The organism is Bradyrhizobium sp. UNPA324 (assembly GCF_006658635.1).
GTDB classification, from domain to species: Bacteria; Pseudomonadota; Alphaproteobacteria; order Rhizobiales; family Xanthobacteraceae; genus Bradyrhizobium; species Bradyrhizobium nanningense.
Genome location: NZ_LFJD01000004.1, coordinates 6,218,585 through 6,239,950, shown reverse-complemented (window position 1 = coordinate 6,239,950; position 21,366 = coordinate 6,218,585). Strand labels below are relative to the sequence as shown.

Here is a 21,366-nt window from a genome sequence, read left to right as displayed (position 1 = left end):
AATGCCTATGATGCTGGAGGGATGGCGCTGGTACGGGCCCGACGATCCCGTGTCGCTGGACGACGTCAGGCAGGCCGGGGCGAGTGACATCGTCTCGGCGCTGCATCAGGTGCCGATTGGGGAGGCCTGGACGCGCAAGGCGGTCGAGGAGCGCAAGAACTTCATCGAGCGCGGTCGACCCGGCCGCTCGCGATTGACCTGGTCGGTGGTGGAATCGATTCCGATCCCCGACGACGTCAAGCGCCTGGGGGCTAAGGCGACGAAGTCCACCGAGGCGTGGATCGCGAGCCTGGAGGCGGTCGCGAGCGCCGGCATCAAGATCATCTGCTATAACTTCATGCCGGTGGTCGATTGGTGCCGCACCGATCTCGAATGGGAGCTGCCGAACGGCGCCCGCGCCATGCGCTTCGACCAGGAGCGCTTTGCCGCCTTTGAGCTGCACATCCTCAAGCGTCCTGCGGCCGTGCAGGAATACTCGCCCGAGCAGCAGGCGCGCGCCAAGAAGCTGTTCGACCAGATGAGCCAGGCCGATATCGACTATCTGGTCATGGTGATCGCCAGCGCGCTGCCGGGCTCGACCACCGAGCCGATGACCATCCCGCAATTCCGCGATCGGCTGGAGACTTATCGCGACATCACGCCAAAGATCCTGCGGCAGCATCTCGCCGAGTTTCTGGCGCGCGTGACGCCGGTGGCCGAGCAGCTCGGGGTGTCGCTGACCCTGCATCCGGACGATCCGCCGCGACCGCTGTTCGGTCTGCCGCGCATCGCCTCCTCAGCCGACGATTATCAGGCGCTGTTCGATGCGGTGCCGTCGAAGGCCAACGGCATCTGCCTGTGCACGGGCTCGCTCGGCGTGCGACCCGAGAACAATTTGCCTGAAATGGCCGAGCGCTTCGGCCCGCGCATTGCCTTTGCCCACCTGCGCGCCACCAAGCGCGAGGCGGACGGGCTGTCGTTCTACGAGTCCGATCATCTCGACGGCGACGTCGACATGGTCGCGGTGCTGAAGGCGCTCTTGAAGGAGAACGCCCGGCGGTCGTCGGACAAGAGGATCGTCTTCCGTCCCGATCACGGCCACCGCATGCTCGACGACCTCGCCGCCACCAAGCGCACCAACCCCGGCTACACCGCCATCGGCCGTCTGCGCGGTCTCGCCGAGCTGCGTGGCGCGATCCGGGCGATCGAGCATCGGTAGGGCCAAAGCTCTCTCCACATCGGCATTGCGAGCGCAGCGAAGCAATCCAGAATCCCTCCGCGGATAGACTCTGGATTGCTTCGCTGCGCTCGCAATGACGTGGAGGGAGGGTGCCTCACCCAACACCGCCTGCCTAGTAGCACGCTTCCATTGCGCCGAGCTTCGGATAGAGCCGGTCGATCGCGGCGATCTCGCTTGTCATCTGCGCGATGATCCAGTCGCGGATCTCGGCGGCGATGGGGCGCATCAAGCGATTGCGCGGCGGCAGGAATTCGCAGACCCGGCGCGTGGTGGTCAACCGGTCGGAGGCCGGCACCAGAGCGCCGGTCAATAACCAGTGCGAGGTGACCGTCAACCAGCCGAGCGCGATGCCCTGGCCGAGCAGGGCGGCCTGCACCACGACGGCGTAGTCGGTGAAGCTCAGCGCCTTGGCCGCGCCGCGGCGCCCTGTGAGGAGCGATGCGTAATCCGCGGCCCAGTCGCCCGGCGTCTCGGCAAGGCGGATGATGGTGTTGCCCTCGGTGGGATCGGTTTCGCCGAGATAGCTGGGGCTGCACATCGGCAGCATGACTTCCCTCATCACGAGTGTGCCGCCCGACGACGGCTCCTCGCGATCGCGAAAGCGCATGCCGAGGTCGACATTCTCCACCGGCCCGCGCAACGCGCCGGAGATGAGCTGGAAGCGCAGATCGACCTGCGGAAATTGCTTCTGAAGCTTGTCGATGCGCGGCATCAGCCAATGCGTGGTGAAGGCTGACGAGACCGACAGCGTCACCGTCTCGGTACCCTTGCGGCGCCGCTCGATCTCGACGAGACCGCTCTCGATGCTGCGAAAGCCGTCGAGCACGCGGCGATACAAGAGCTCGCCTTCCTCGGTGAGCACCGCGCGCCCCGCGGTCCGGTCGAACAGGCGAACGCCGAGATGCTCCTCGAATTGTCCGAGCATCCGGCTCACCGCCGGCTGCGTGACGTTCAATTCGGCGGCCGCGGCCGTGAAGCTGCCATTGCGCGCCGCCGCGTCAAAGACGAACAGGGCGTTACTGGAAGGCAGCATCCGGCGCAGCTCGGGCATAACCCCATGTTATGAGCCGCGTGAGAATTTGGCAATTGCCGAGTTTTGCCAAGTCTGTTGTCATTGCCATCACTGCCTGAAGATAGGGCTCACGAGAGAAGATTTGGTGCGGCGCACGCTTCGATCAAGAGTGCTCACATTCCCTGTCTATAAAGCAGGCTTATGGCGCGCAGTGAGGCACGCCGTTGCAGGGATGGGCGAGGTCGATCGTTGGACAAACGAGCGGAAAGCGTCGAGATCAGATCCGCGAGCAAGGCCTATGGCCCCGTCCGCGCCCTCGACGACGTCTCCCTCAATGTCGGCGCCGGCGAGTTCGTCTCGCTGCTCGGTCCCTCCGGCTCGGGCAAGACCACGCTGCTCGGAATTTTGGGCGGCTTCACCCTGCCGTCGTCAGGCACGATCCTGTTCGGCGGCCGCGACGTCACCTACATGCCGCCGCACAAGCGCGACATCGGCGTCGTGTTCCAGAACTACGCGCTGTTCCCGCATATGAGCGTCGGTGAGAACGTCGCCTTCCCCTTGCGCGCCCGCCGCCTGCCGAAGGCGAGCTGGGCCGACAAGGTGCGCGCAGCGCTCGGCATGGTCGGGCTCGCCGGCTACGAGGAGCGCGGCATTGCGCAGCTCTCCGGCGGCCAGCGCCAGCGCGTGGCGCTCGCGCGCGCCATGATCTTCGAGCCGCGGCTGATCCTGATGGACGAGCCGCTGTCCGCGCTCGACAAGCAGCTGCGCGAATCCATGCAGATCGAGCTGCGCGCGCTGCACCGGCGCATCGGCGCCACCATCATCTATGTCACCCATGACCAGCGCGAAGCTTTGACCATGAGCGACCGCGTCGCGGTGATGAAGGACGGCCGGCTGATTCAGATCGATGAACCCGAGCGCCTGCACGATCATCCCGCCGATTCCTTCGTCGCGAGCTTCATTGGCGAAGCGACGATGCTCCCCGTTCGCCGCGTCGATGCCTCTAGCGTCGCGCTCGGCAATGCGCTGCTGCGCAGCGGCCGCGCCATTCCCACAGGCGCTGCCCTGATGCTCGCCGTGCACAGCGAAAAACTCCTGATCGACGACGGCGCGCAGGACGCCGCCTGCAACCGGCTGACCGGCACGGTCACCGACATCGTCTACCAGGGCGAGAGCCTGCGCATCTTCCTGGCGCTCGAAAGCGGCATTGCGCTCAGCCTGCGCCAGCCGGCCTATCACCAGGCCTACGGCCGCATTCCGCCGCTCGGCGGCAGCCTCACCGTCACCCTTCACCCCGAGGACACCATCGTCGTGCCCAGGGTGGACTGAACTCAAGTCTTGTCCAACCGAGAGAAGAAGCGAAATGTCGTCCCCAGCCTCGTTCAGCAATTTCAAGGTTCTCACCTTCGACGTCGTCGGCACATTGATCGATTTCGAGACCGGCGTGCTCTCCGCGGTGCGCAGGATCGCGGGCAAGACGGCGGCCGAGCTCAGCGACGATCAGATCTTCGAGCCCTACAAGCGCGGCCGGGACAAGCATTACGGGCGCTCCAGCGAGGCGATGTTCCACGTCTATCGCCACCTTGCCAAGGAGCTCGGGCTGCCATCGGATGATGCGTCCTGCGAAATGTTCCAGCTTGCCGTGCTGCGCTGGGGACCGTTCTCGGATTCGGTCGAGGCGCTCAAGCGCCTGCGCACGAAATTCCGCTTGGTGGCGATGACCAATGCAGACCGCGTCGCGCTGTCCTGCTATGCCCACGCGCTCGGCGATCCCTTCGACGACACGGTGTGTGCCGACGACACCGGCGTTGCGAAACCCAATCCTGAATTCTTCGCCTACAACAGGGGGCGCCAGTCCGCTTTCGGCTACAAGCAGTCCGACATTTTGCATGTCGCGCAGAGCCAGTACCACGACGTCGGGGTCGCGCGGAAGCTCGGCTACAAGGTGTGCTGGATCGAACGTCGCCAGGGCATCGCCGGCTTCGGCGGCACGCCGGCGGTGGAGACGCTGACCAAGCCGGATTTCCATTTTCCGACGTTGAAGGCGCTCGCGGACGCGGCCATCGGGGCCGGAAGCCTAGATCCATGAGCACGGGCATGACACGGGACTGGAGCGCGCTGCCCTCGGCCAACTCGCTGTGGGAAGCCACGGCGGCGCCGGCGCGCGATTTTCCCGTGCTGTCGGGCGAGCACCAGGCGGATGTGGTGATCGTCGGTGCTGGATATACCGGCTTGTCCGCGGCGCACCACATCGCCAAGAGCGGCCTGTCGCCAATCGTGCTCGAGGCCAACCGTCCCGGCTGGGGTGCGAGCGGCCGCAACGGCGGCGTGATCACCGCAAAGTTCCGCCTGTCGTTTCGCGAGGTCGATGCCGCACATGGCCGCGCCATGGCACGGCGCATGTACGAGATCGCGCATGAATCGACTGATATGGTCGAGGAGCTCGTCTCCGAATTCGACATCGCCAGCGCGGCATTGACCCGCACCGGCCAGGTCAAGGCCGCGCATAACGAGACGACGCTCCGGTCCGCGATCGACGAAGCCAACTGGATGACGCGCGAGATGGGTTCTGCCGAGGTTCGCATCCTCGACAAGAACGGGGTGCGTGACGAGACCGGTTCGGACATCTTCGTCGGCGGCGTGCTCAATCCCGGTTCCGGCGGTATTCATCCGCTGAACTATCTGCGCGGCCTCGCCGACGGCGTCGCGCGTCGCGGCGTCTCCATCTTCCAGCAGTCGCCCGTCATCAGGCTGCGGCGTGAGAAGGACGGAATCGTCGCCGAGACGCCACGGGGAGCCGTGCGAGCAAAACAGGTGATCATCGCCACCAACAGCTATTCCGACCTCACCGGCGCCACCGCGCACATGCAACGCACGCTGATCCCGTTCCGCAGCGCCATGGTCGCGACTAGGCAGCTGCCGCGCAATCTCGCAGGTCGGCTGATGCCGACGGGGCGCACTTATACCGAAACCAAGCGCATGATGCGCTGGTTCCGCATGGTCGATAACCGCGTGATCTTCGGCGGACGCGGCGCCTTCGGCAAGCAGGATTCGCAAGTCGCGTTCGACGCTTTGCGCAAGGCGATGGTCGGCATCTTCCCTGATTTGGCGGACGTCCCGCTCGAATACAAATGGTCGGGCCTGGTCGCGATGACACTGGATTCGGTGCCGCATATCGGCCGGCTCGACGACCGCACCCTGGTCTCGCTGGGCTACAACGGCGCGGGTGTTGCGATGTCGAGCCTGATGGGCCGCTATCTCGCCGCTTTCGTGCGCGGCGAAAGTCCCGATGTGGGCCTGCTCGATATCAGGCGCATGAAGACGATTCCGTTCTATCCGCTGCGTGAGCCCGCCGTGCGCATGGTCGCCGGCTGGTACCAGTTTCTCGATGCGATCGGTCGGTGAGATCTCTATTGGAGGAGGCGAGAATGACGGCGATACGAAATATCGGATTCGGTTGCGCTCTGGTGGGTGCAATCGCCCTCAGCGGCACCGCGGCTGATGCCGCCGAGCAGATCACCTTCGTCTCGCAAGGCGGGGCCTATCAGCAGGCGCAGACGGTGGCGATCCTCGATCCCTCCGCCAAGAAGCTCGGCATCACTATCAACCAGGATTCGATTCCCGACGCCTGGCCGGCGATCAAGACGCAAGTCGGCAGCGGCAAGCCGATCTGGGACGTAGTCGACACCCCGACCGGGTATTGCCTGCGCGGCGGGGAGCAGGGACTGATCGAGAAGCTCGACTTCTCGAAGATCCCCAACGCTGCGGCGATGCCGGAGGCGTATCGCAGTCCTTACTCCGTCTCCTACGAATTCTATTCCAGCGTGCTCGCCTTCAGCCAGAAGACGTTCCCGAAGGATGCACCGAACAGCTGGGCGGATTTCTGGGACGTGAAGAAATTCCCGGGCCGCCGCGCGTTGCGCAACCATCCGATCGCCACGCTCGAGGCGGCGTTGATGGCCGACGGCGTCGCGCCGGACAAGCTCTACCCGCTCGACGTCGACCGCGCCTTCAGGAAGCTCGAGGAGATCAAGCCGCACATCACGGTGTGGTGGACCTCGGGCGCCCAGTCGGCGCAGCTGCTCAATGACGGCGAGGTCGACATGGAGATGGCCTGGAACGGCCGCGTCAGCGCCGTCGCCAAGGAAGGTGCCAAGGTCGCCTTCACCTACAACCAGGGCATCCTGCAGAGCACTTCGCTCTGCATCCTCAAGGGCGCGCCCAATCTCGCCACCGCGGTCAAATTCCTCAACGAGGCCGTCGATCCCGTGCACCAGGCCAATCTGCCGCTGCACATCGATTACGGTCCGGGCAATCCCAAGGCGTTCGAGACCAACGTGATCAAGCCTGAGCGTGCGGCGCAATTGCCGAGCGAGCCGGCGAACGCGGCCAAGCAGGCGCTGATGTCCTACGCCTGGTGGTCCTCGCCTGCCGGAGAAGCCGCCGAGAAGCGCTGGGCGTCCTTCATGCAGAAGTAAGTATAGTCGTGATGAGCGCGAGTCGCACCACTGCCGACGCTGCGCTCCCTCCCCCGCTTGCGGGGGAGGGTTGGGGAGAGGGTGTCTCCGCGAGAAAGAATCCCCAAGAGGATAGAACCCTCACCCGGACCGCTTTCGCGATCCGACCTCTCCCGCAAGCGGGAGAGGTGCAGCACCCGAGATGAGCGAGCTTATGCTGACGACATCAGTGCCAGATCCCTCCCAAAAGCATCGGCGCCGCGAGCACGGCCTGATGCTGGCGTTGGTGTCGCCGGCGCTGCTGGTGATTCTGGCGCTGATCGTGCTGCCGGTCGGCTGGCTCGCCTGGCAGTCGATCTACCATGACGGCTTCACGCTGGAGAATTATCGCCGCGTGTTCACGGAAGACGTCTACTGGCGCAGCTTCGCGCTGACCTTCGAGATCAGCCTCGCGGTCACGGGGATCGCGCTGCTGCTCGGTTATCCCGTGGCTTATCTTGCCAACTCGGTGCCGAAAGGATGGAGCATCCTCATCCTGTCGCTCGTCGTGCTGCCGTTCTGGACCAGCGTGCTGGTGCGCGCCTATGCCTGGCTGGTGCTGCTTCAGCGCAGCGGCGTGATCAATCAGCTCCTGCGCAATCTCGAATGGATCTCCGAGCCGCTCGCGCTGGTCCACAACACCTTCGGCACGGTCGTCGCGACGGTGCACATCCTGCTGCCCTTCATGGTGCTGCCGCTTTATGCGACCATGCAGAAGATCCCGAACGAGCTGATGCAGGCCGGCGCCAGCCTGGGCGCAAGCCCGTCGCTGACCTTTGTCCGCGTGTTCCTGCCGCTGTCGCTGCCGGGCGTGCTGGCGGGCTGTACCATGGTGTTCGTGCTCTGCCTCGGCTTCTACATCACGCCGGAATTGCTGGGCGGCGGCCGCACCGTGATGGTGTCGATGCTGGTGAGCCGCAATGTCGAGCTTTACAACCAGTTCGGGGCCGCGAGCGCCGTCGCAGTGGTGCTGCTCCTCAGCGTCCTCGCGATCTTCGTCGTCGTCAGCCGTTTCATCTCGCTCGATCGCGCGTTGGGGCAGAAATGATGCGCTCCGCGGCCGCACGCATCGTCCTCTATGCGATCAGCGCGCTGGTGCTGGTCTATCTAATCCTCCCCATTCTGATCATCGTGCCGATCTCGTTCTCCAGCGCGCGCTTCCTCACCTTCCCGCCGCCGTCCTTCTCGCTGCGCTGGTATCAGCAATATTTCGCCAACCCGGCCTGGATGCAGGCGACGCGGGTGACGCTGACCGTCGCAGTCCTGACCGTGGTGATCGCAACGCCGTGTGGGGTGGCCGCTGCCTACGCTATCAGCCAGTCGAAGCTGCGGATCATGCGCGTGATCCATATGGCGCTGCTGCTGCCGCTGGTGGTGCCGATCATCATCACCGCGGTCGGCATCTTCTTCGTCTATGCCAAGGTCGGTCTGGTCGCCACCATGCCCGGCCTCGTGCTGGCGAATGTGATGCTGGGATTGCCTTACGTCGTCATCTCGGTGCTGGCGGGCTTACAGAGCTTCGATCCGGCGCAGGAGATGGTGGCGCGCAGCCTCGGCATGAACCGCCTTCGCAGCTTCTTTGCGGTGACGCTGCCGCAGATCAAGTCCAGCGTAGTCGCCGGCGGCATCTTCGCCTTCATCTCGGCGATGGACGAGACCATTGTCGCGCTGTTCATCTCGGGCGGCCAGTACCAGCCGCTGACCAAGCGCATGTTCACCGCGCTGCGCGACGAGATCGACCCGACCATCGCCGCGATCTCGACGCTGATGACGGCGGCCTCGTTCATGCTGGTGCTGCTGGCGAGCGCGCGGCAGAAGAAGGGCGGGTGAGGGGAGCGCCGCTCCGCTTTCGGCGTCGTCGCCCGACTTGAGCGCCAGCTAGACCTTCGGCGCCAGCCACGCCAGGATCATCTCCACGATCTGCGTCCGGCTCTTCGCCAGCATCCTGGGCTCGCTCAGGTCGCGATCGAACAGCGCGCCAAAGGTGTGGCGGTTGGCGACGCGGAAGAAGCAGTAGGAAGAGATGGCGAGGTGCAGGTCGATGGCATCGACGTCGTCGCGGAAGACGCCTTCCTCGCGGCCGCGCCTGAGGATGGCGTCGAGGGTTGCGATCACGCTGGCGTTGAGCTGGCGCAGCAGCAGATTCTGCTTCAGGTGCTTGCCGTGATGGATGTTCTCGATTGAGACCAGGCGGATGAAGTTCGGGTTGCGCTCGTCGTGGTCGAAGGTCGCTTCGATCAGCCGACGCAACCCTTCGCGCGCGTCGCAGCTCGCGATGTCGAGCTGGTCTTCCAGCGCGCGGATGCTGCGATAGGCCTCCTCGAGCACCGCGAGGTAGAGCTGCTCCTTGCCGCCGAAATAGTAGTAGATCATGCGCTTCGAAGTGCGCGTCCGCGCCGCGATCGCATCGACGCGCGCGCCGGAATAGCCTTCCGAGGCGAATTCGGCCATCGCCACTTCGAGGATGTCGCGCTTGGTGCGCTCAGGGTCGTTGATGCGCTTGGATGGGGGCGGCATGCGCTCGAGCACTATTGTTTCTCCCGCCAATTTCCACGGATCATCCTGGAGGTGAAGGCAAATTGGGCCGCTTCCGGCGATGACCCAACGTGTATTTTACAGGCGTACGAGTTCGTATACCACAATCCCAAACCAAGCTTACGGCAATCAGAACCATAATCGCGCGCGAGGCGGGGCCCGCCTGTCGCGGTCCGGAGGGGCGCGTATGGCCCTTGATCAGGATCGTCCGATCGCGAAATCCGCAGCCGTTTCCGCGTGAATGGCCGTGGTGTCGAACGTCTCGACCGACGTGTCATCGGGGCCGACCAGCATCGTGATCTCGGTGCAGCCGAGGATGATGCATTCCGCGCCGGCGGCGACGAGCGCGGCCATCACGTCCTGATAGCGGCGACGCGAAGGATCGGCGACGATTCCGAGGCACAGCTCGTCGTAAATGATGCGGTTGACGTCGGCGCGCGCCTCGGTGGGAGGAATCAGCACGTCGAGATCATGCGCGCGCAGCCGATCGACGTAAAAGTCCTCCTCCATCGTGAACCTGGTGCCGAGCAGCCCCACGCGCCGGTAACCTTTCGCCCGAATCCGCTGCGCCGTCGCGTCACCAAGGTGGATGAATGGAATGGTCACGCTGGAGACGATGTCGGGCGCCAGCTTGTGCATCGTGTTCGTGCACAGCACGATCGCCCGTGCGCCGGCACTTTCGAGGCGCCGCGCGACCTCGGCCAGGCTGGCCGCCGCCTCGCTCCAGCGGCCCGCGTACTGCATCTGCTTGATCTCTTCGAAGTCGTAGGAATATAACAACAGCGGAGCGGAATGCAGTTTGCCCATGCGTTCGCGGACGCGCTCGTTGATCAGCTTGTAATAGAGCGCCGTGCTCTCCCAGCTCATGCCGCCGATCAGGCCGATGGTCTGCATTTCCGATGTCCTCGACGTTGGGGTTCGGCCGGACCATAGACGAAAACGTCCAAGCTCGGTAGCCGTCGCAAAGGCTTGCCTAGCGGGCAACGCGCCTGTGTCGGCCTTTGTCAATCCGCAAGCGCCAAAATATTCCGCTTTACCGAAATTCGGTTTCGGCGTATGTGTCGCTCATCCTGATCCGGCGAAAGGGGCGGTCGTACGTCGTCACGAGCCGCGGATCGGGGAGCGGTGGACGCAGGCGGCGTCGTGCACGAGAGGCGGGAGCAGGGCGGGATCAACCCCGTGAGGTCCTGCTTCGTGCGGACGAGCGGCGCTGGTGCGTACGGCCAAATCGCGTGGTCCTGGCTGTCGTCGCTACAGCCAAGCCTTGCGGAGGTGCGCCGAGCCCGACCGGGCAAAGCGCGCCGCCAATCCGCGAGGTGACGGAGGCAAGCAGGAACTCGTCTCCGGGGAGAGCGCGCCATACGCTGTCAAACATCGCGCAGGGAAGGCCGGACGTTTCGGCTTCACCTGTTGATCCGTTGTGCCTATGCGTGTGCATCTGATTGCACGGCGGACCGAGGGTGCCAGCCGGCGCTCGGCCTTCCCTGCGCCCTTTCATTCTGAGGGCGTGACGCGAAGCGCAAAACTCGGGCGGAAAGCGCCGCGAGGATGCGAAGGCGTGTCTGCAGCCACACACGCGCTGTCATCGCCCGGCTCGACCGGGCGATCCAGTAATCTGAGGCCATTTGAATCAAGGCTGCGGCGTACTGGATTCCTCGCCCCCGTGCGCAATTGCGCACTAGGCGGGGAATGACAGCGTCATTTGAAGGACCATCTTGTCAGCTCATACACCGTCATTGCTGTCACGTCATCGCGAACGGGTGGTCGTGCAAGGAGCAGGGATCGGCATGCCGCCTGCGCAGGCTATGATCGGCTTTCGAGCTTGCGCGCTCTCCCGGCCTGTCTTACGCAGTTCCCGAATAGTAGCGCATCGCCAAAGCCTTGAGGGAGCCGACATGACCATCCGCAACACCCGCACCGGCGGCCAGATCCTGATCGATCAGCTCGTCGCGCAAGGCGTCGAGCGCGTCACCTGCGTGCCGGGCGAGAGCTATCTGGCCGCGCTCGATGCGCTGCATGACAGTCCGATCGACGTCATGATCTGCCGCGCCGAGGGCGGCGCGGCGATGATGGCGGAGGCCTATGGCAAGCTCACCGGGCGGCCCGGAATCTGCTTCGTCACCCGCGGTCCTGGCGCCACCAATGCCAGCCACGGCGTCCATATCGCCATGCAGGATTCGACGCCGATGATCCTGTTCGTCGGTCAGGTCGATACCGGCATGCGCGAGCGCGAGGCGTTCCAGGAGCTCGATTACAAGGCGGTGTTCGGCTCCATGGCGAAATGGGCGGTCGAGATCGACCGCCCCGACCGCATTCCCGAGTTGGTGGCGCGCGCCTTCCGCGTCGCCATGCAGGGCCGCCCCGGTCCGGTGGTGATCGCGCTGCCGGAGAACATGCTGACCGAGACCGCGGCCGTTGCCGATGCCCTGCGCGTCGAGCCTGCGGTGAGCTGGCCTGGGCCGGCCGATCTCGAAAAGCTCGGTGCCATGCTCGCGGGCGCCAGGGCGCCGCTGGTCATCCTCGGCGGCTCGCGCTGGACCGACGAGGCGACCAAGGGCATCGCGCGCTTTGCGGAGCGGTTCGACCTGCCGGTCGCGACCTCGTTCCGCCGGGCCTCGCTGATCGATGCCGATCACTCGCATTATGCCGGCGATCTCGGCATCGGGCCGAGCCCGGGCCTGAAGGCGCGCATCGATAACGCCGACGTCATTCTCCTGATCGGCGGCCGCATGTCGGAAATGCCGTCCTCGTCCTACACGCTGTTCGACATTCCCTCGCCGAAGCAGAAGCTGATTCATGTGCATCCAGGCTCGGAAGAGCTCGGCCGCGTCTATCAGCCGGAGCTGGCGATCCAGGCGTCGCCTGCCGCCTTCGCTGCCGCCGTCGAGACGCTGAAGCCCGCGGGCGCAGTGGCCTGGAAGGGCGAGGCCGCCAAGGCGCATGCCGATTACCTTGCCTGGACCGACAAGGCGCGCGAGCTGCCGGGCACGTTCCAATACGGGCAAGTCATGACCTGGCTGCGCGACCGGCTGCCGAAGGACGCCATCGTCTGCAACGGCGCCGGCAATTATGCCGGCTGGATTCACCGCCATCACCGCTTCCACAGTTTTGCGGCGCAGCTGGCGCCGACCTCGGGCTCGATGGGCTACGGCGTGCCGGCGGCGGTGCTTGCGAAACGGCAATATCCAGATCGAATCGTCGTCGCCTTTGCCGGCGATGGCTGTTTCCTGATGAACGGCCAGGAGTTCGCGACGGCCGTACAGTATGACGCGCCGCTGGTCGTGATTGTCGTCGACAATTCGCAATACGGCACCATCCGTATGCACCAGGAGCGCGACTATCCCGGCCGCGTCGTCGGCACCCAGCTCAAGAACCCTGACTTTGCGATGTATGCGAAGGCGTTCGGCGGTCATGGCGAGCGGGTCGAGCGCACCGAAGAATTCGCGCCGGCGTTCGAGCGGGCGCTGGCCTCGGGCAAGCCGTCGATCCTCCACTGCATCATCGATCCCAGAGCGATCTCGGTCGGCAAGGATTTTACGCCCGCGGTGAAGGCATAAGGCGATGGCGGGCGGTCGCCACGTTGCGATCATCGGCGCCGGCGCGGTCGGGGTGATCAGCGCCATCGAGGCGCTGCGCGAGGGCCATCGCGTCACGCTGATCGATCCGGGCGAGCCCGGCGGCGAACAGGCAGCGAGCTACGGCAATGCCGGTTGGCTGTCGTCGCACTCGGTGATCCCACCGGCCGAGCCTGGCATCTGGAAGAAGGTGCCGGGCTATCTGATGGACCCGTTCGGCCCACTTGCGATCCGCTGGTCGTATTTGCCGAAGGCGCTGCCCTGGCTGATCAGATATCTGCTCTCCGGCTGGACCGCGGCGCGGGTCGAGACGACGGCCTTTGCGCTGCGTGATCTGTTGAAGGACGCGCCGCTGCTGCACCGGAAGCTTGCCGAAGAAGCCGGCGTTCCGGAATTGATCGAGCGTAACGGCGTCATGCACGTGTTTCCGTCGCGCGGCAATTTCGACAACGACCTCGGGTGGCGCCTGCGCAAGAAGGTCGGTGTCGAATGGCTGGAGCTTTCCGCCGACGAGATGCGTCAGCGCGAGCCTGATCTGCACCCGCGCTACACCTTCGGCGTGGTGGTGGAGGAGGCTGGCCGCTGCCGCGATCCCGGCGCTTATGTCGCAGCGCTCGCCAATCATGCGATCGCGAGCGGCGCCAAGCATGTGCGGGCCAAGGCGACCGGTCTGAAGCTGTCCGGCAACAAGCTCGTGGCCGTCGTCACCGAGACCGGCGAGATCGCTTGCGATGCGGCCGTCGTCGCGGCTGGCGCCCGCTCGAAGCAGCTCACCGCATCGCTCGGCGATCCCCTGCCGCTGGAGACCGAGCGCGGCTATCACGTCATGATCGAGAATCCGGAATCGGGCCCGCGCAGCTCGATGATGGCGTCCGATGCCAAGATGGTGGTGAACTGGACCAACAGGGGCCTGCGCGCGGCCGGCACGGTCGAAATCGCGGGCCTTCAGGCCGCGCCGAACTGGAAACGCGCGGAGATCCTGCGCGACCATCTCATCAGCATGTTTCCCAAGCTGCCGAAGGACATTCCGGCCTCGCGCATAAAAACCTGGTTCGGCCATCGGCCAAGCATGCCGGATGGACGACCCTGCATCGGCTATGCGCGCGCCTCGCGCGATATCGTCTATGCTTTCGGCCATGGCCATGTCGGCCTGGTCGGTTCGGCCCGGACCGGCCGCCTTGTCGCGCAGCTCCTCAGCGGCAAGCAACCGGAAATTCCGCTTCTTCCCTTCGCGCCCGATCGTTTTCTCTGAGGTCGCAACATGACCATTTCAGCCAACGCGTCATCCCGAATCGCCCGTGGCGGCAAGGCCATCTATGGCGCGCCGCTCGGCATCTTGATGCTGGAGGCGCGCTTCCCCCGCATTCCCGGCGACATGGGCAACGGCACGACCTGGCCCTTTCCCGTGCTCTATCGCGTGGTGAGCGGGGCCTCGCCGGAGAAGGTGGTGCTGAAGGGCGCGGCCGGCCTGCTGCCCGACTTCATCGATGCGGCCAAAGATCTGGTGCGGTTAGGGGCCGAGGCCATCACCACCAATTGCGGCTTTCTCTCGCTGTTCCAGAAGGAGATCGCGGCCGCGGTCGGCGTTCCCGTCGCGACCTCGTCGCTGATGCAGGTGCCGTGGGTGCAGGCGACCCTGCCGCCGGGCAAGCGCGTCGGTCTCGTCACGGTGTCGGGCTCGACCCTGACGCCGGCCCATCTCGAAGGCGCCGGGGTGCCGCTCGACACGCCGCTGGTCGGCACCGAGAACGGCAAGGAGTTCTTTCGCGTCCTGATCAAGGCCGAGAAGGACGACATGGACGTCGCACAGGCCGAGCGTGACGTGGTCGAGGCCGGCAAGCAGCTCGTCGCCAAAAATCCCGATGTCGGCGCCATCGTGCTCGAATGCACCAACATGCCGCCTTATGCGGCGGCGCTTCAAGCCGAGGTCGGGTTGCCGGTTTATGACATCTATTCCATGATCACCTGGTTTCACGCCGGACTGCGCCCGCGCGTCTTTGCGTGAGCGCGTCCGCGAGACCGTCACAAGTCCTGGAGCGAACCCATGAAATTATCTGGTAAGGTCGCCGCCATCACCGGCGCCGCACGCGGCATCGGAAAAGCCTGTGCGAAGAGACTTTTGGACGACGGCGTCAAGGTCGTGATCTCCGACATCGATGCCGAGGGCCTTGCCGCGACGGCCGCCGAGCTGGGCCGGCCGGATACCTTGCGCGCCGTCGTCGGCAATGTCGCCAAGCGCACTGATGTTGACCTGCTCGTCGCCACCGCCGTGAAGGAGTTCGGCCGGCTCGACATCATGGTCAACAATGCCGGCGTCGCCCGCAACCGCGACATCCTCGACATCACCGAAGAGGAATTCGACGAGATCATCGGCATCAACCTGAAGGGCGCGTTCTTCGGCGTGCAGGCGGCCGCCAGGCAGATGATCGCGCAAGGTGACGGCGGCGTCATCATCAACATGTCGTCAGTGAATGCGCTGCTGGCGATCCCGGCGCTTGCCACCTACGCGATGTCCAAGGGCGGCATGAAGCAGCTCACCTCGGTCGCCGCAGTCGCGCTCGCCCCGCACAACATTCGCGTCGTCGCGGTCGGGCCGGGCACGATTTTGACCGACATGGTGGCGTCGTCGATCTACACCTCGGAGGACGCCCGCAAGACGGTGATGTCACGCACGCCGGCGGGCAGGGGCGGCGAGCCGAGCGAGGTGGCCTCCGTTGTCGCGTTCCTCGCCAGCGACGATGCCTCCTACATCACCGGGCAGACGATCTATCCGGATGGCGGAAGGCTCGTCCTGAACTACACGGTGCCGGTGAAGGAGAAGTAGGAGGAGGTCGCCCCACACTCGCTGTCGTCGCCCGGCTTGACCGGGCGATCCAGTACTCCGAGACAGCAGTGCTAGAACCGATGGGCTGCGGCGTACTGGATTCCCCGCTTTCGCGCGCTTTCGCGGGAAATGACAGTCGTTGTGAGGCGAGCAGTATTCCTCTCACTCCGCCGCAACATTGATCCCGTGACCGAGCCGCTTCGAGATGCCGCCGGCACAATCCCGCAGCGCATGCGCGATCGGGCTGTCCCAGCGCGCGTCGAACGTGCCCTCAGGCCCCATCGCAGTGATGACCAGCGCGACATGGCCGGAATGGTCGAACACCGGGGCGGAGAAGGCATTGACGCCGGGCAGGGGATCGCCGAGGGCGCGGGCAAGGCCCTGCTTGCGCACCTCGGTCAGCATCTCCGCGACCTTGGCGCCCTTCACCGCGCGCTTGGGATTGTAACCGACGCCATGACGGTCGAGGCCGCTCTCGAGCGCGGCGGCAATCGTCTTCTCCGGCAGGAACGCTGCGAACGCCCGGCCGGTCGCCGTCTCCAGCAGCGCCATCACGGAGCCGACGCGCATGACGATGTGAACCGGCTGGGCCGGCTCTTCGAGCTGGACCACGGTCGGCCCTTGCGTGCCCCACACCGCGAGTGAGACTGCATGTCCGATCTGGCTCGCCAGCGCGGCGATCTTCGGCCTTGCGATGCGCACGCCGGAGAGGCGGCGGAGGCTGATCAGGCCGAGCTCCAAGGCCAGTGCGCCGATCTCGTAGCGGCCGGTGGTCTCGTCCTGCTCGATCAGGCCGATGCGCGAGAAGCTGGCGAGGTAGGGATGCGCCTTGGCCGGCGCCATGCCGGCCTCGCGCGCGAGGTCGCGCAGCATCATCGGCTCGCCGCACCGGGCGAGGGCCCGGAGCAGTTCTCCGCCGACCTCGATCGACTGGATGCCGCGGCTTTCCCTCTTCATGCGCCTCCTGGCGTCTGGCTTACGCCGCGTCGCGCTTGGCGGCGCTGTCGGCGAGATGACGGCCGGCAATGTAGCCGAAGGTCAGTGCCGGCCCAAGCGTGATGCCGGCACCGGGATAATTTCCGCCCATGATGCTCGCCATGTCGTTGCCGGCGGCATAGAGCCCAGGAATCACCCGGCCCTCGGCGTCGAGCGCCCGCGCGTTCGCGTCGGTGACGATGCCGGCATAGGTGCCGAGATCGCCGATCACCATCTTGATGGCATAGAACGGGCCGTTCTCGATCGGCGCGATGCAGGGATTGGGCCCGTGCATCGCGTCGCCCTGGTAGCGGTTATAGGCCTTCGAGCCCTTGCCGAAGGCGGCGTCGTGGCCCTGCGGCGCCGTCGCATTGAACTGTTTGACGGTCTCGACGAAGGCCTTGGCATCGATGCCGGCCTTCGCCGCCAACGCCTCCAGCGTATCGCCGCGCATGAGATAGCCGGTCTGGAGGTGATGACCCAGCGGCATCGGGAAGGGCGGCACGCAGCCGAGGCCGTATTTGCGCAGCGTCGTGTGATCGCAGACCAGGAACGCGGCGATCTCGTCGCCAGGCCTGGCCGCCTTGACCATGGCCTGGACGAAGTCGTGATAGGAATTGCCTTCATTGGCAAAGCGCTTGCCGTCGCGCATTACCGCGATCACGCCCGGCTTGGCGCGGTCGATGAAATGCGGCATCACGCCCTTCGATCCGTCCTTGCGCGTGGTGAGCGACACCGGCACCCAGGCCGCCGCGTTGGGCAGGCGATCCTCGACTCGCCCGCCGGCGGATTCTGCGAGACGCAGCCCGTCGCCGGTGTTGCCGGTGGGCCCCGGCGAATAATGCTCGTTGCCGGTCGGCGCGTGCGGGAACATCTTCTTGCGCCGTTCCGCGTCATGGGGAAAGCCGCCGCAGGCGAGCACGACGCCCTGGCGCGCGCGGACACGCACGTCGCGTCCCTCGCGCGAAACGATCGCGCCGGTCACGGTGCCGTTCTCGACCGTTAGCTCGCGCATTGGCGAGGACAGCCACATCGGAATTTTGAGATCGAGCGCGGATTTGGCGAGGCGCCCGGCGAGCGCATTGCCGTTGGTCAGTGTCATGCCGCGGCCATAGCGCAGCACGTCCATCAGGTGCCGCGACAGCCGCTTGGCGACGTAGACCGCCGAGGTCAGCGACTTCGTCACGCGCATGAAATGGATGATCTCCTTGCCACTTCCCAGCATCATGCCGAACACGGTGAGCTCGGGCAGCGGCATGCCCAGCGTCTTGATGAGGTCGCCGAGCTCGCGGCCGTCGAACGGACGCGTCACCATGGAACGGCCGCCCTGTGCGCCGCCCGGCGCCTCCGCGTGATAGTCCGGAAACACCAGCGGCATGTCGAAGCGCAGCGCCGTCTTGGTGGTGAAGAAGTCGACCGCCTCGGGGCCGGCCGACAGAAATGCATCAACGCGTGCCGCATCGTAATTGTTGCCGGCCTCGTGCCGCAGGTAAGTGCGGGCTTGCTCCGGCGTTTCCGCAATGCCATAGGCCTTCGCCAGCGAGGTGCCGGGAATCCAGAGCCAGCCGCCGGAGCGGGCGGTGGTGCCGCCGAAGCGCGGCTCCTTCTCGACGATCAGCACGTCGAGGCCGCGGGAGCGGGCGGTGATCGCGGCCGACATGCCGGAGCAGCCCGATCCGGCCACGAGCACATCGCACTCGTAGGTTTCGCTTGCGCTATGCTCGTTGCCGGTCATCTGAACCTCACTTTTTGAGCAGCGGACATTTGGACTCGGAGACCGGGCGGAAGGCGTCTTCGCCCTTCACGGTCTTGACGATGTCCAGATAGTCCCATGGTTCCTTCGATTGCTCGGGCGATTTGACCTTGGCGAGGTACATGTCGCGGATGACGCGGCCGTCCTCGCGCAACTTGCCGCCATGGACGAAGATATCCTCGATCGGCAGCTCGCGCATCTTGGCCATTACCTTGGCGGGATCGTCGCTGCCGGCGGCCTTGATGCCTTTCAGGTAATGCAGAACCGAGCCGTAGACGCCGGTATGGATCATGGTCGGCATCACCTTGGTGCGCTCATAGAACTTCTTGGACCAAGCGCGCGTCGCCTCGTCCATATTCCAGTACGACGCCGTCGTCATATAGGTGCCCTGCGCGGCTTTGAGGCCGACCGCGTGCACGTCGGTGTCGAACATCAGCAGGCCGACCAGCTTCTGGCCGCCCTGCACCAGGCCGAACTCGCCGGACTGCTTGATCGCGTTGTCGGTGTCCTGGCCGGCATTGGCGAAGGCGACGACGTCGGATTTCGAGCTCTGCGCCTGCAACGCGAAGGAGGAGAAGTCCGCGGTATTGGTCGGATGCTTGACGCCGCCGAGCACCCTGCCGCCCATCTCGTTGATGAAGCGGGTTGCGTCCTTCTCGAGCTGCTGGCCGAAAGCATAATCGGCCGTGATGAAGTACCAGGACTTGCCGCCTTCCTTGATCACGGCGGAGGCCGTCACCTTGGACAGCGCGTAGGTGTCGTAGGTGAAGTGCACGGTGTTCGGACTGCACAGCTCGTCGGTCAGCGAGCTCGCGCCGGGGCCGGACAGCAGGGCAATCTTATTGCGCTCGCGCACCATGTTGTGCACGGCGATCGCGATGCCGGAATTGGGGATGTCGACGACGGCGTCGACCTTGCCGTTGTCGAACCAGCCGCGCACGATCTGCACGCCGACATCGGTCTTCATCTGGTGGTCGGCACTGATGATCTCGATCGGCTTGCCGAGCACGGTCGGCCCGAACTCCTCCACCGCCATCTTCGCGGCCTCGACCGAGCCCGGTCCTGAGTTGTCCCGGCCCCAGCTCGACAGGTCCGTCAGCACGCCGATCCGCACCGCGTCGTCGGAGACTTGCGCGGTCGCCGCTGTCGTCATGGCCGCCGACGTCATGGCCGCGAGCATGGCGCAGGCCAGAAGCCCTCTCATCGTTGTTTCCTCTCTTTTATGGGCCGCACGGCGCGGCCGATCGCACTGGAGGTAAATTAGATATATACAAATAAGTTTGTCAATGACGAACTGGTTGGGCGAGGAGAGGCGGAACTTCTTCAACCCCGCCGATCATCAGGATCGCCGTGACGCCGAGGCGCCGGAAAAGCGGCGCGCGACGGCCTCGAGTCCTGCCCACCTCAACGGCAAGCGGCAGCGCCGGGCATCACCAGGAAGGTGATGCTCGCTGGCGGCAGGCGGACCCGACCTGCCGCCGTCGCGCGCGCTTCGAAGCGGGGCAGGTCGTCGTCGTCCGACAGCGAGAGCCTCTTGCCGTTCAACTGCACGCTGACGTCTTGCAGATGATCCGCTCGAAGCGTGTAGCGCGCGGCCGAAACGGCCAGCGTTACGGAACGTGACTTGTGTCGCGACGTGTTGATGAGAAGCACGGATGCCGCACCCTTTGTCGCGGCATGGCAATGTGCATAGACGTGGAGGCCGGCTGTCGAGGCCACGTCTGGATCGAGCACGGTCGATCCCATCAATCGGCGCCAGAGCAGGGCGCCCCAGTAATTTGGCCGCGGGCGAAAGGTCCTTTCGTCAAGCAAGCCGTAGTCGCTCGCCGCGAGCGTGTTGTGCATGACGACCTGCACGCCGGCCTTGGCAAGACGGCCGAGTTGATCGAGATAGCGGAACGTGTCGAGGAAGGTCGCATCCCACATGTTGCCGCCGCAGGCGGCATTCGCCGTCTCCGTCAGCCAGATCGGCTTGCCCGGCTCGAATGCGTCGCGCAATCTGCGATAGATGTTCAGCGTGGCGTCGGTCCGCGACAGCCAGTCTTCGGACAGCGCCTGCACCGGATCGTCGTGCGTGCCGCAGCGAGCCGAGAGCGTGTTGTAGTGATGATAGGAGACGCGATCGAGCCCAGGCCCCGTCGCGGCGAGCAGGTCGCGCGTGCGAATGCCGCTGGATGAGGACGCGGACTCGCTTGCGGAGCCCGGACCGGCGATGAGGGTCTCCGGTGCCGAGCGCCGTATCCAGTCGCGAAAGATATTGAAGTCGCGGCCATAGGCCATGGCGTCATATCCCGGCGGGGGGCCGTTGATGGCCGCGAGGGTCGGCTCGTTCATGAACTCGGCGGCGGCGATGCGGCCGCCCAGCTGGCGGGTGTCGTCAATGAGACGCTGCGCCTGGGCCGGCCTCCACGCGCCGTCCGGGCCACGGCTGCCGGGACTGACGGCAAAGGACGTCACGATCTCCGCATCGACCGCACGGGCAAAATCGACGACGCCGCGCCATTGCGCGCGGGTGAGCACGCCGTTGAAGCCGGCGGGTGGCGCGGATTCCGCAGCGTCATTGTCGGCGAAAAACGTCGCATTCGCCCAGGTGCCGCTGACGCGCATGTAGGCGGGCCCCAGCGCCGCGGCGAGCCGGCGCAGCCGCTGGTTGGAGAGATCAACCGGTGGCCGATAAGCGTAGCGATCACGACGCATGTCCTTCTGCGCGTAGGGCTTCCAGAACCCGCCGCCGGTCACCTCGACCATCTCGACATTGTAGGACTGGAAGCGGGCGTCGATCGTGCCTGATACCTTCATGCGTGCAGGCGTGATCATGTCCGCGCCATCGCCGGCCCCCAGCGACGTCGCGCCGAAGAGCAGCGCGAAGCCAATTCTCCGGAATGTCTGCATGGCACGGGTGCCTGCCAACGAAGGCCCTGCCGAACGAGTTCCCATCCTGTTCGACGGGGCAAGGCTATTTCTACGCCTGGTGCGA

At 65.3% G+C, this 21,366-nt stretch carries 18 protein-coding genes; 11 read left to right on the top strand and 7 right to left on the bottom strand.

The window, feature by feature from the left end:
- Window positions 1-7: 7 nt before the first annotated feature.
- Window positions 8-1,198, top strand: coding sequence for a mannonate dehydratase (gene uxuA, locus UNPA324_RS29845; RefSeq protein WP_141937499.1), 1,191 nt, complete (start codon window positions 8-10; stop codon window positions 1,196-1,198).
- Between the two features lie 133 nt (window positions 1,199-1,331).
- Here the strand turns inward: uxuA and UNPA324_RS29835 are convergent, their stop codons facing one another.
- Complete coding sequence (locus UNPA324_RS29835) at window positions 1,332-2,270, bottom strand: LysR family transcriptional regulator (RefSeq protein ID WP_128920200.1); 939 nt, start codon at window positions 2,268-2,270, stop codon at window positions 1,332-1,334.
- A 210-nt stretch (window positions 2,271-2,480) separates the two neighbouring features.
- Between UNPA324_RS29835 and UNPA324_RS29830 the strand changes: the two genes are divergently transcribed.
- The 6 genes from UNPA324_RS29830 to UNPA324_RS29800 all read left to right on the top strand — a co-directional run bounded on the left by UNPA324_RS29830 (window position 2,481) and on the right by UNPA324_RS29800 (window position 8,557).
- Window positions 2,481-3,560, top strand: coding sequence for an ABC transporter ATP-binding protein (locus UNPA324_RS29830; protein WP_164936353.1), 1,080 nt, complete (start codon window positions 2,481-2,483; stop codon window positions 3,558-3,560).
- A gap of 34 nt (window positions 3,561-3,594) precedes the next feature.
- Window positions 3,595-4,320 (top strand): HAD family hydrolase, encoded by a 726-nt coding sequence (locus UNPA324_RS29825; RefSeq protein WP_128920198.1) that lies wholly within the window; start codon window positions 3,595-3,597, stop codon window positions 4,318-4,320.
- Window positions 4,321-4,328: 8 nt separating this feature from the next.
- Window positions 4,329-5,636: an NAD(P)/FAD-dependent oxidoreductase gene (locus tag UNPA324_RS29820; RefSeq protein ID WP_502705473.1), complete on the top strand. Its 1,308-nt coding sequence runs from the start codon at window positions 4,329-4,331 to the stop codon at window positions 5,634-5,636.
- 23 nt (window positions 5,637-5,659) lie between these two features.
- Window positions 5,660-6,709: an ABC transporter substrate-binding protein gene (locus tag UNPA324_RS29815; protein WP_141937491.1), complete on the top strand. Its 1,050-nt coding sequence runs from the start codon at window positions 5,660-5,662 to the stop codon at window positions 6,707-6,709.
- Between the two features lie 193 nt (window positions 6,710-6,902).
- A complete protein-coding gene (locus tag UNPA324_RS29805) occupies window positions 6,903-7,775 on the top strand; it encodes an ABC transporter permease (protein ID WP_181769564.1) in 873 nt (290 codons plus the stop codon).
- Window positions 7,772-8,557, top strand: coding sequence for an ABC transporter permease (locus tag UNPA324_RS29800; protein ID WP_141937489.1), 786 nt, complete (start codon window positions 7,772-7,774; stop codon window positions 8,555-8,557). The genes UNPA324_RS29805 and UNPA324_RS29800 overlap by 4 nt, the downstream gene beginning before the upstream one ends.
- Window positions 8,558-8,605: 48 nt before the next feature.
- Here the strand turns inward: UNPA324_RS29800 and UNPA324_RS29795 are convergent, their stop codons facing one another.
- The gene (locus tag UNPA324_RS29795) at window positions 8,606-9,256 is read right to left on the bottom strand and encodes a TetR/AcrR family transcriptional regulator (RefSeq protein WP_128920194.1); all 651 of its coding nucleotides are present in this window, start codon (window positions 9,254-9,256) and stop codon (window positions 8,606-8,608) included.
- Window positions 9,257-9,460: 204 nt separating this feature from the next.
- Window positions 9,461-10,156, bottom strand: coding sequence for an aspartate/glutamate racemase family protein (locus UNPA324_RS29790; protein ID WP_141937487.1), 696 nt, complete (start codon window positions 10,154-10,156; stop codon window positions 9,461-9,463).
- A 1,001-nt stretch (window positions 10,157-11,157) separates the two neighbouring features.
- Between UNPA324_RS29790 and UNPA324_RS29785 the strand changes: the two genes are divergently transcribed.
- From UNPA324_RS29785 to UNPA324_RS29770, 4 genes are read left to right on the top strand one after another with little or no spacing between them, the layout of a single operon-like run.
- Window positions 11,158-12,819: a thiamine pyrophosphate-binding protein gene (locus UNPA324_RS29785; protein ID WP_141937486.1), complete on the top strand. Its 1,662-nt coding sequence runs from the start codon at window positions 11,158-11,160 to the stop codon at window positions 12,817-12,819.
- Window positions 12,820-12,823: 4 nt separating this feature from the next.
- The gene (locus tag UNPA324_RS29780; RefSeq protein WP_128920191.1) at window positions 12,824-14,089 is read left to right on the top strand and encodes an NAD(P)/FAD-dependent oxidoreductase; all 1,266 of its coding nucleotides are present in this window, start codon (window positions 12,824-12,826) and stop codon (window positions 14,087-14,089) included.
- 9 nt (window positions 14,090-14,098) lie between these two features.
- A complete protein-coding gene (locus UNPA324_RS29775) occupies window positions 14,099-14,842 on the top strand; it encodes an aspartate/glutamate racemase family protein (protein WP_128920190.1) in 744 nt (247 codons plus the stop codon).
- 39 nt (window positions 14,843-14,881) lie between these two features.
- Window positions 14,882-15,661 carry an SDR family NAD(P)-dependent oxidoreductase gene (locus UNPA324_RS29770; protein WP_141937483.1) on the top strand — a complete coding sequence of 260 codons (780 nt, stop codon included), beginning with the start codon at window positions 14,882-14,884 and terminating at the stop codon, window positions 15,659-15,661.
- Window positions 15,662-15,823: 162 nt separating this feature from the next.
- Here UNPA324_RS29770 and UNPA324_RS29765 read toward each other — a convergent pair whose 3' ends face one another.
- The 4 genes from UNPA324_RS29765 to UNPA324_RS29750 form a co-directional block, all read right to left on the bottom strand.
- Window positions 15,824-16,618, bottom strand: coding sequence for an IclR family transcriptional regulator (locus UNPA324_RS29765; RefSeq protein ID WP_128920188.1), 795 nt, complete (start codon window positions 16,616-16,618; stop codon window positions 15,824-15,826).
- A 19-nt stretch (window positions 16,619-16,637) separates the two neighbouring features.
- On the bottom strand, window positions 16,638-18,371 hold the full coding sequence (locus tag UNPA324_RS29760; protein ID WP_141937481.1) for an FAD-dependent oxidoreductase: 1,734 nt from the start codon (window positions 18,369-18,371) through the stop codon (window positions 16,638-16,640).
- 7 nt (window positions 18,372-18,378) lie between these two features.
- Complete coding sequence (locus tag UNPA324_RS29755; protein WP_128920186.1) at window positions 18,379-19,593, bottom strand: ABC transporter substrate-binding protein; 1,215 nt, start codon at window positions 19,591-19,593, stop codon at window positions 18,379-18,381.
- A gap of 200 nt (window positions 19,594-19,793) precedes the next feature.
- Entirely contained in the window at window positions 19,794-21,281 is a 1,488-nt protein-coding gene (locus tag UNPA324_RS29750; RefSeq protein WP_141937479.1) for a glycosyl hydrolase family 79 N-terminal domain-containing protein, read from the bottom strand.
- Window positions 21,282-21,366: the final 85 nt, after the last annotated feature.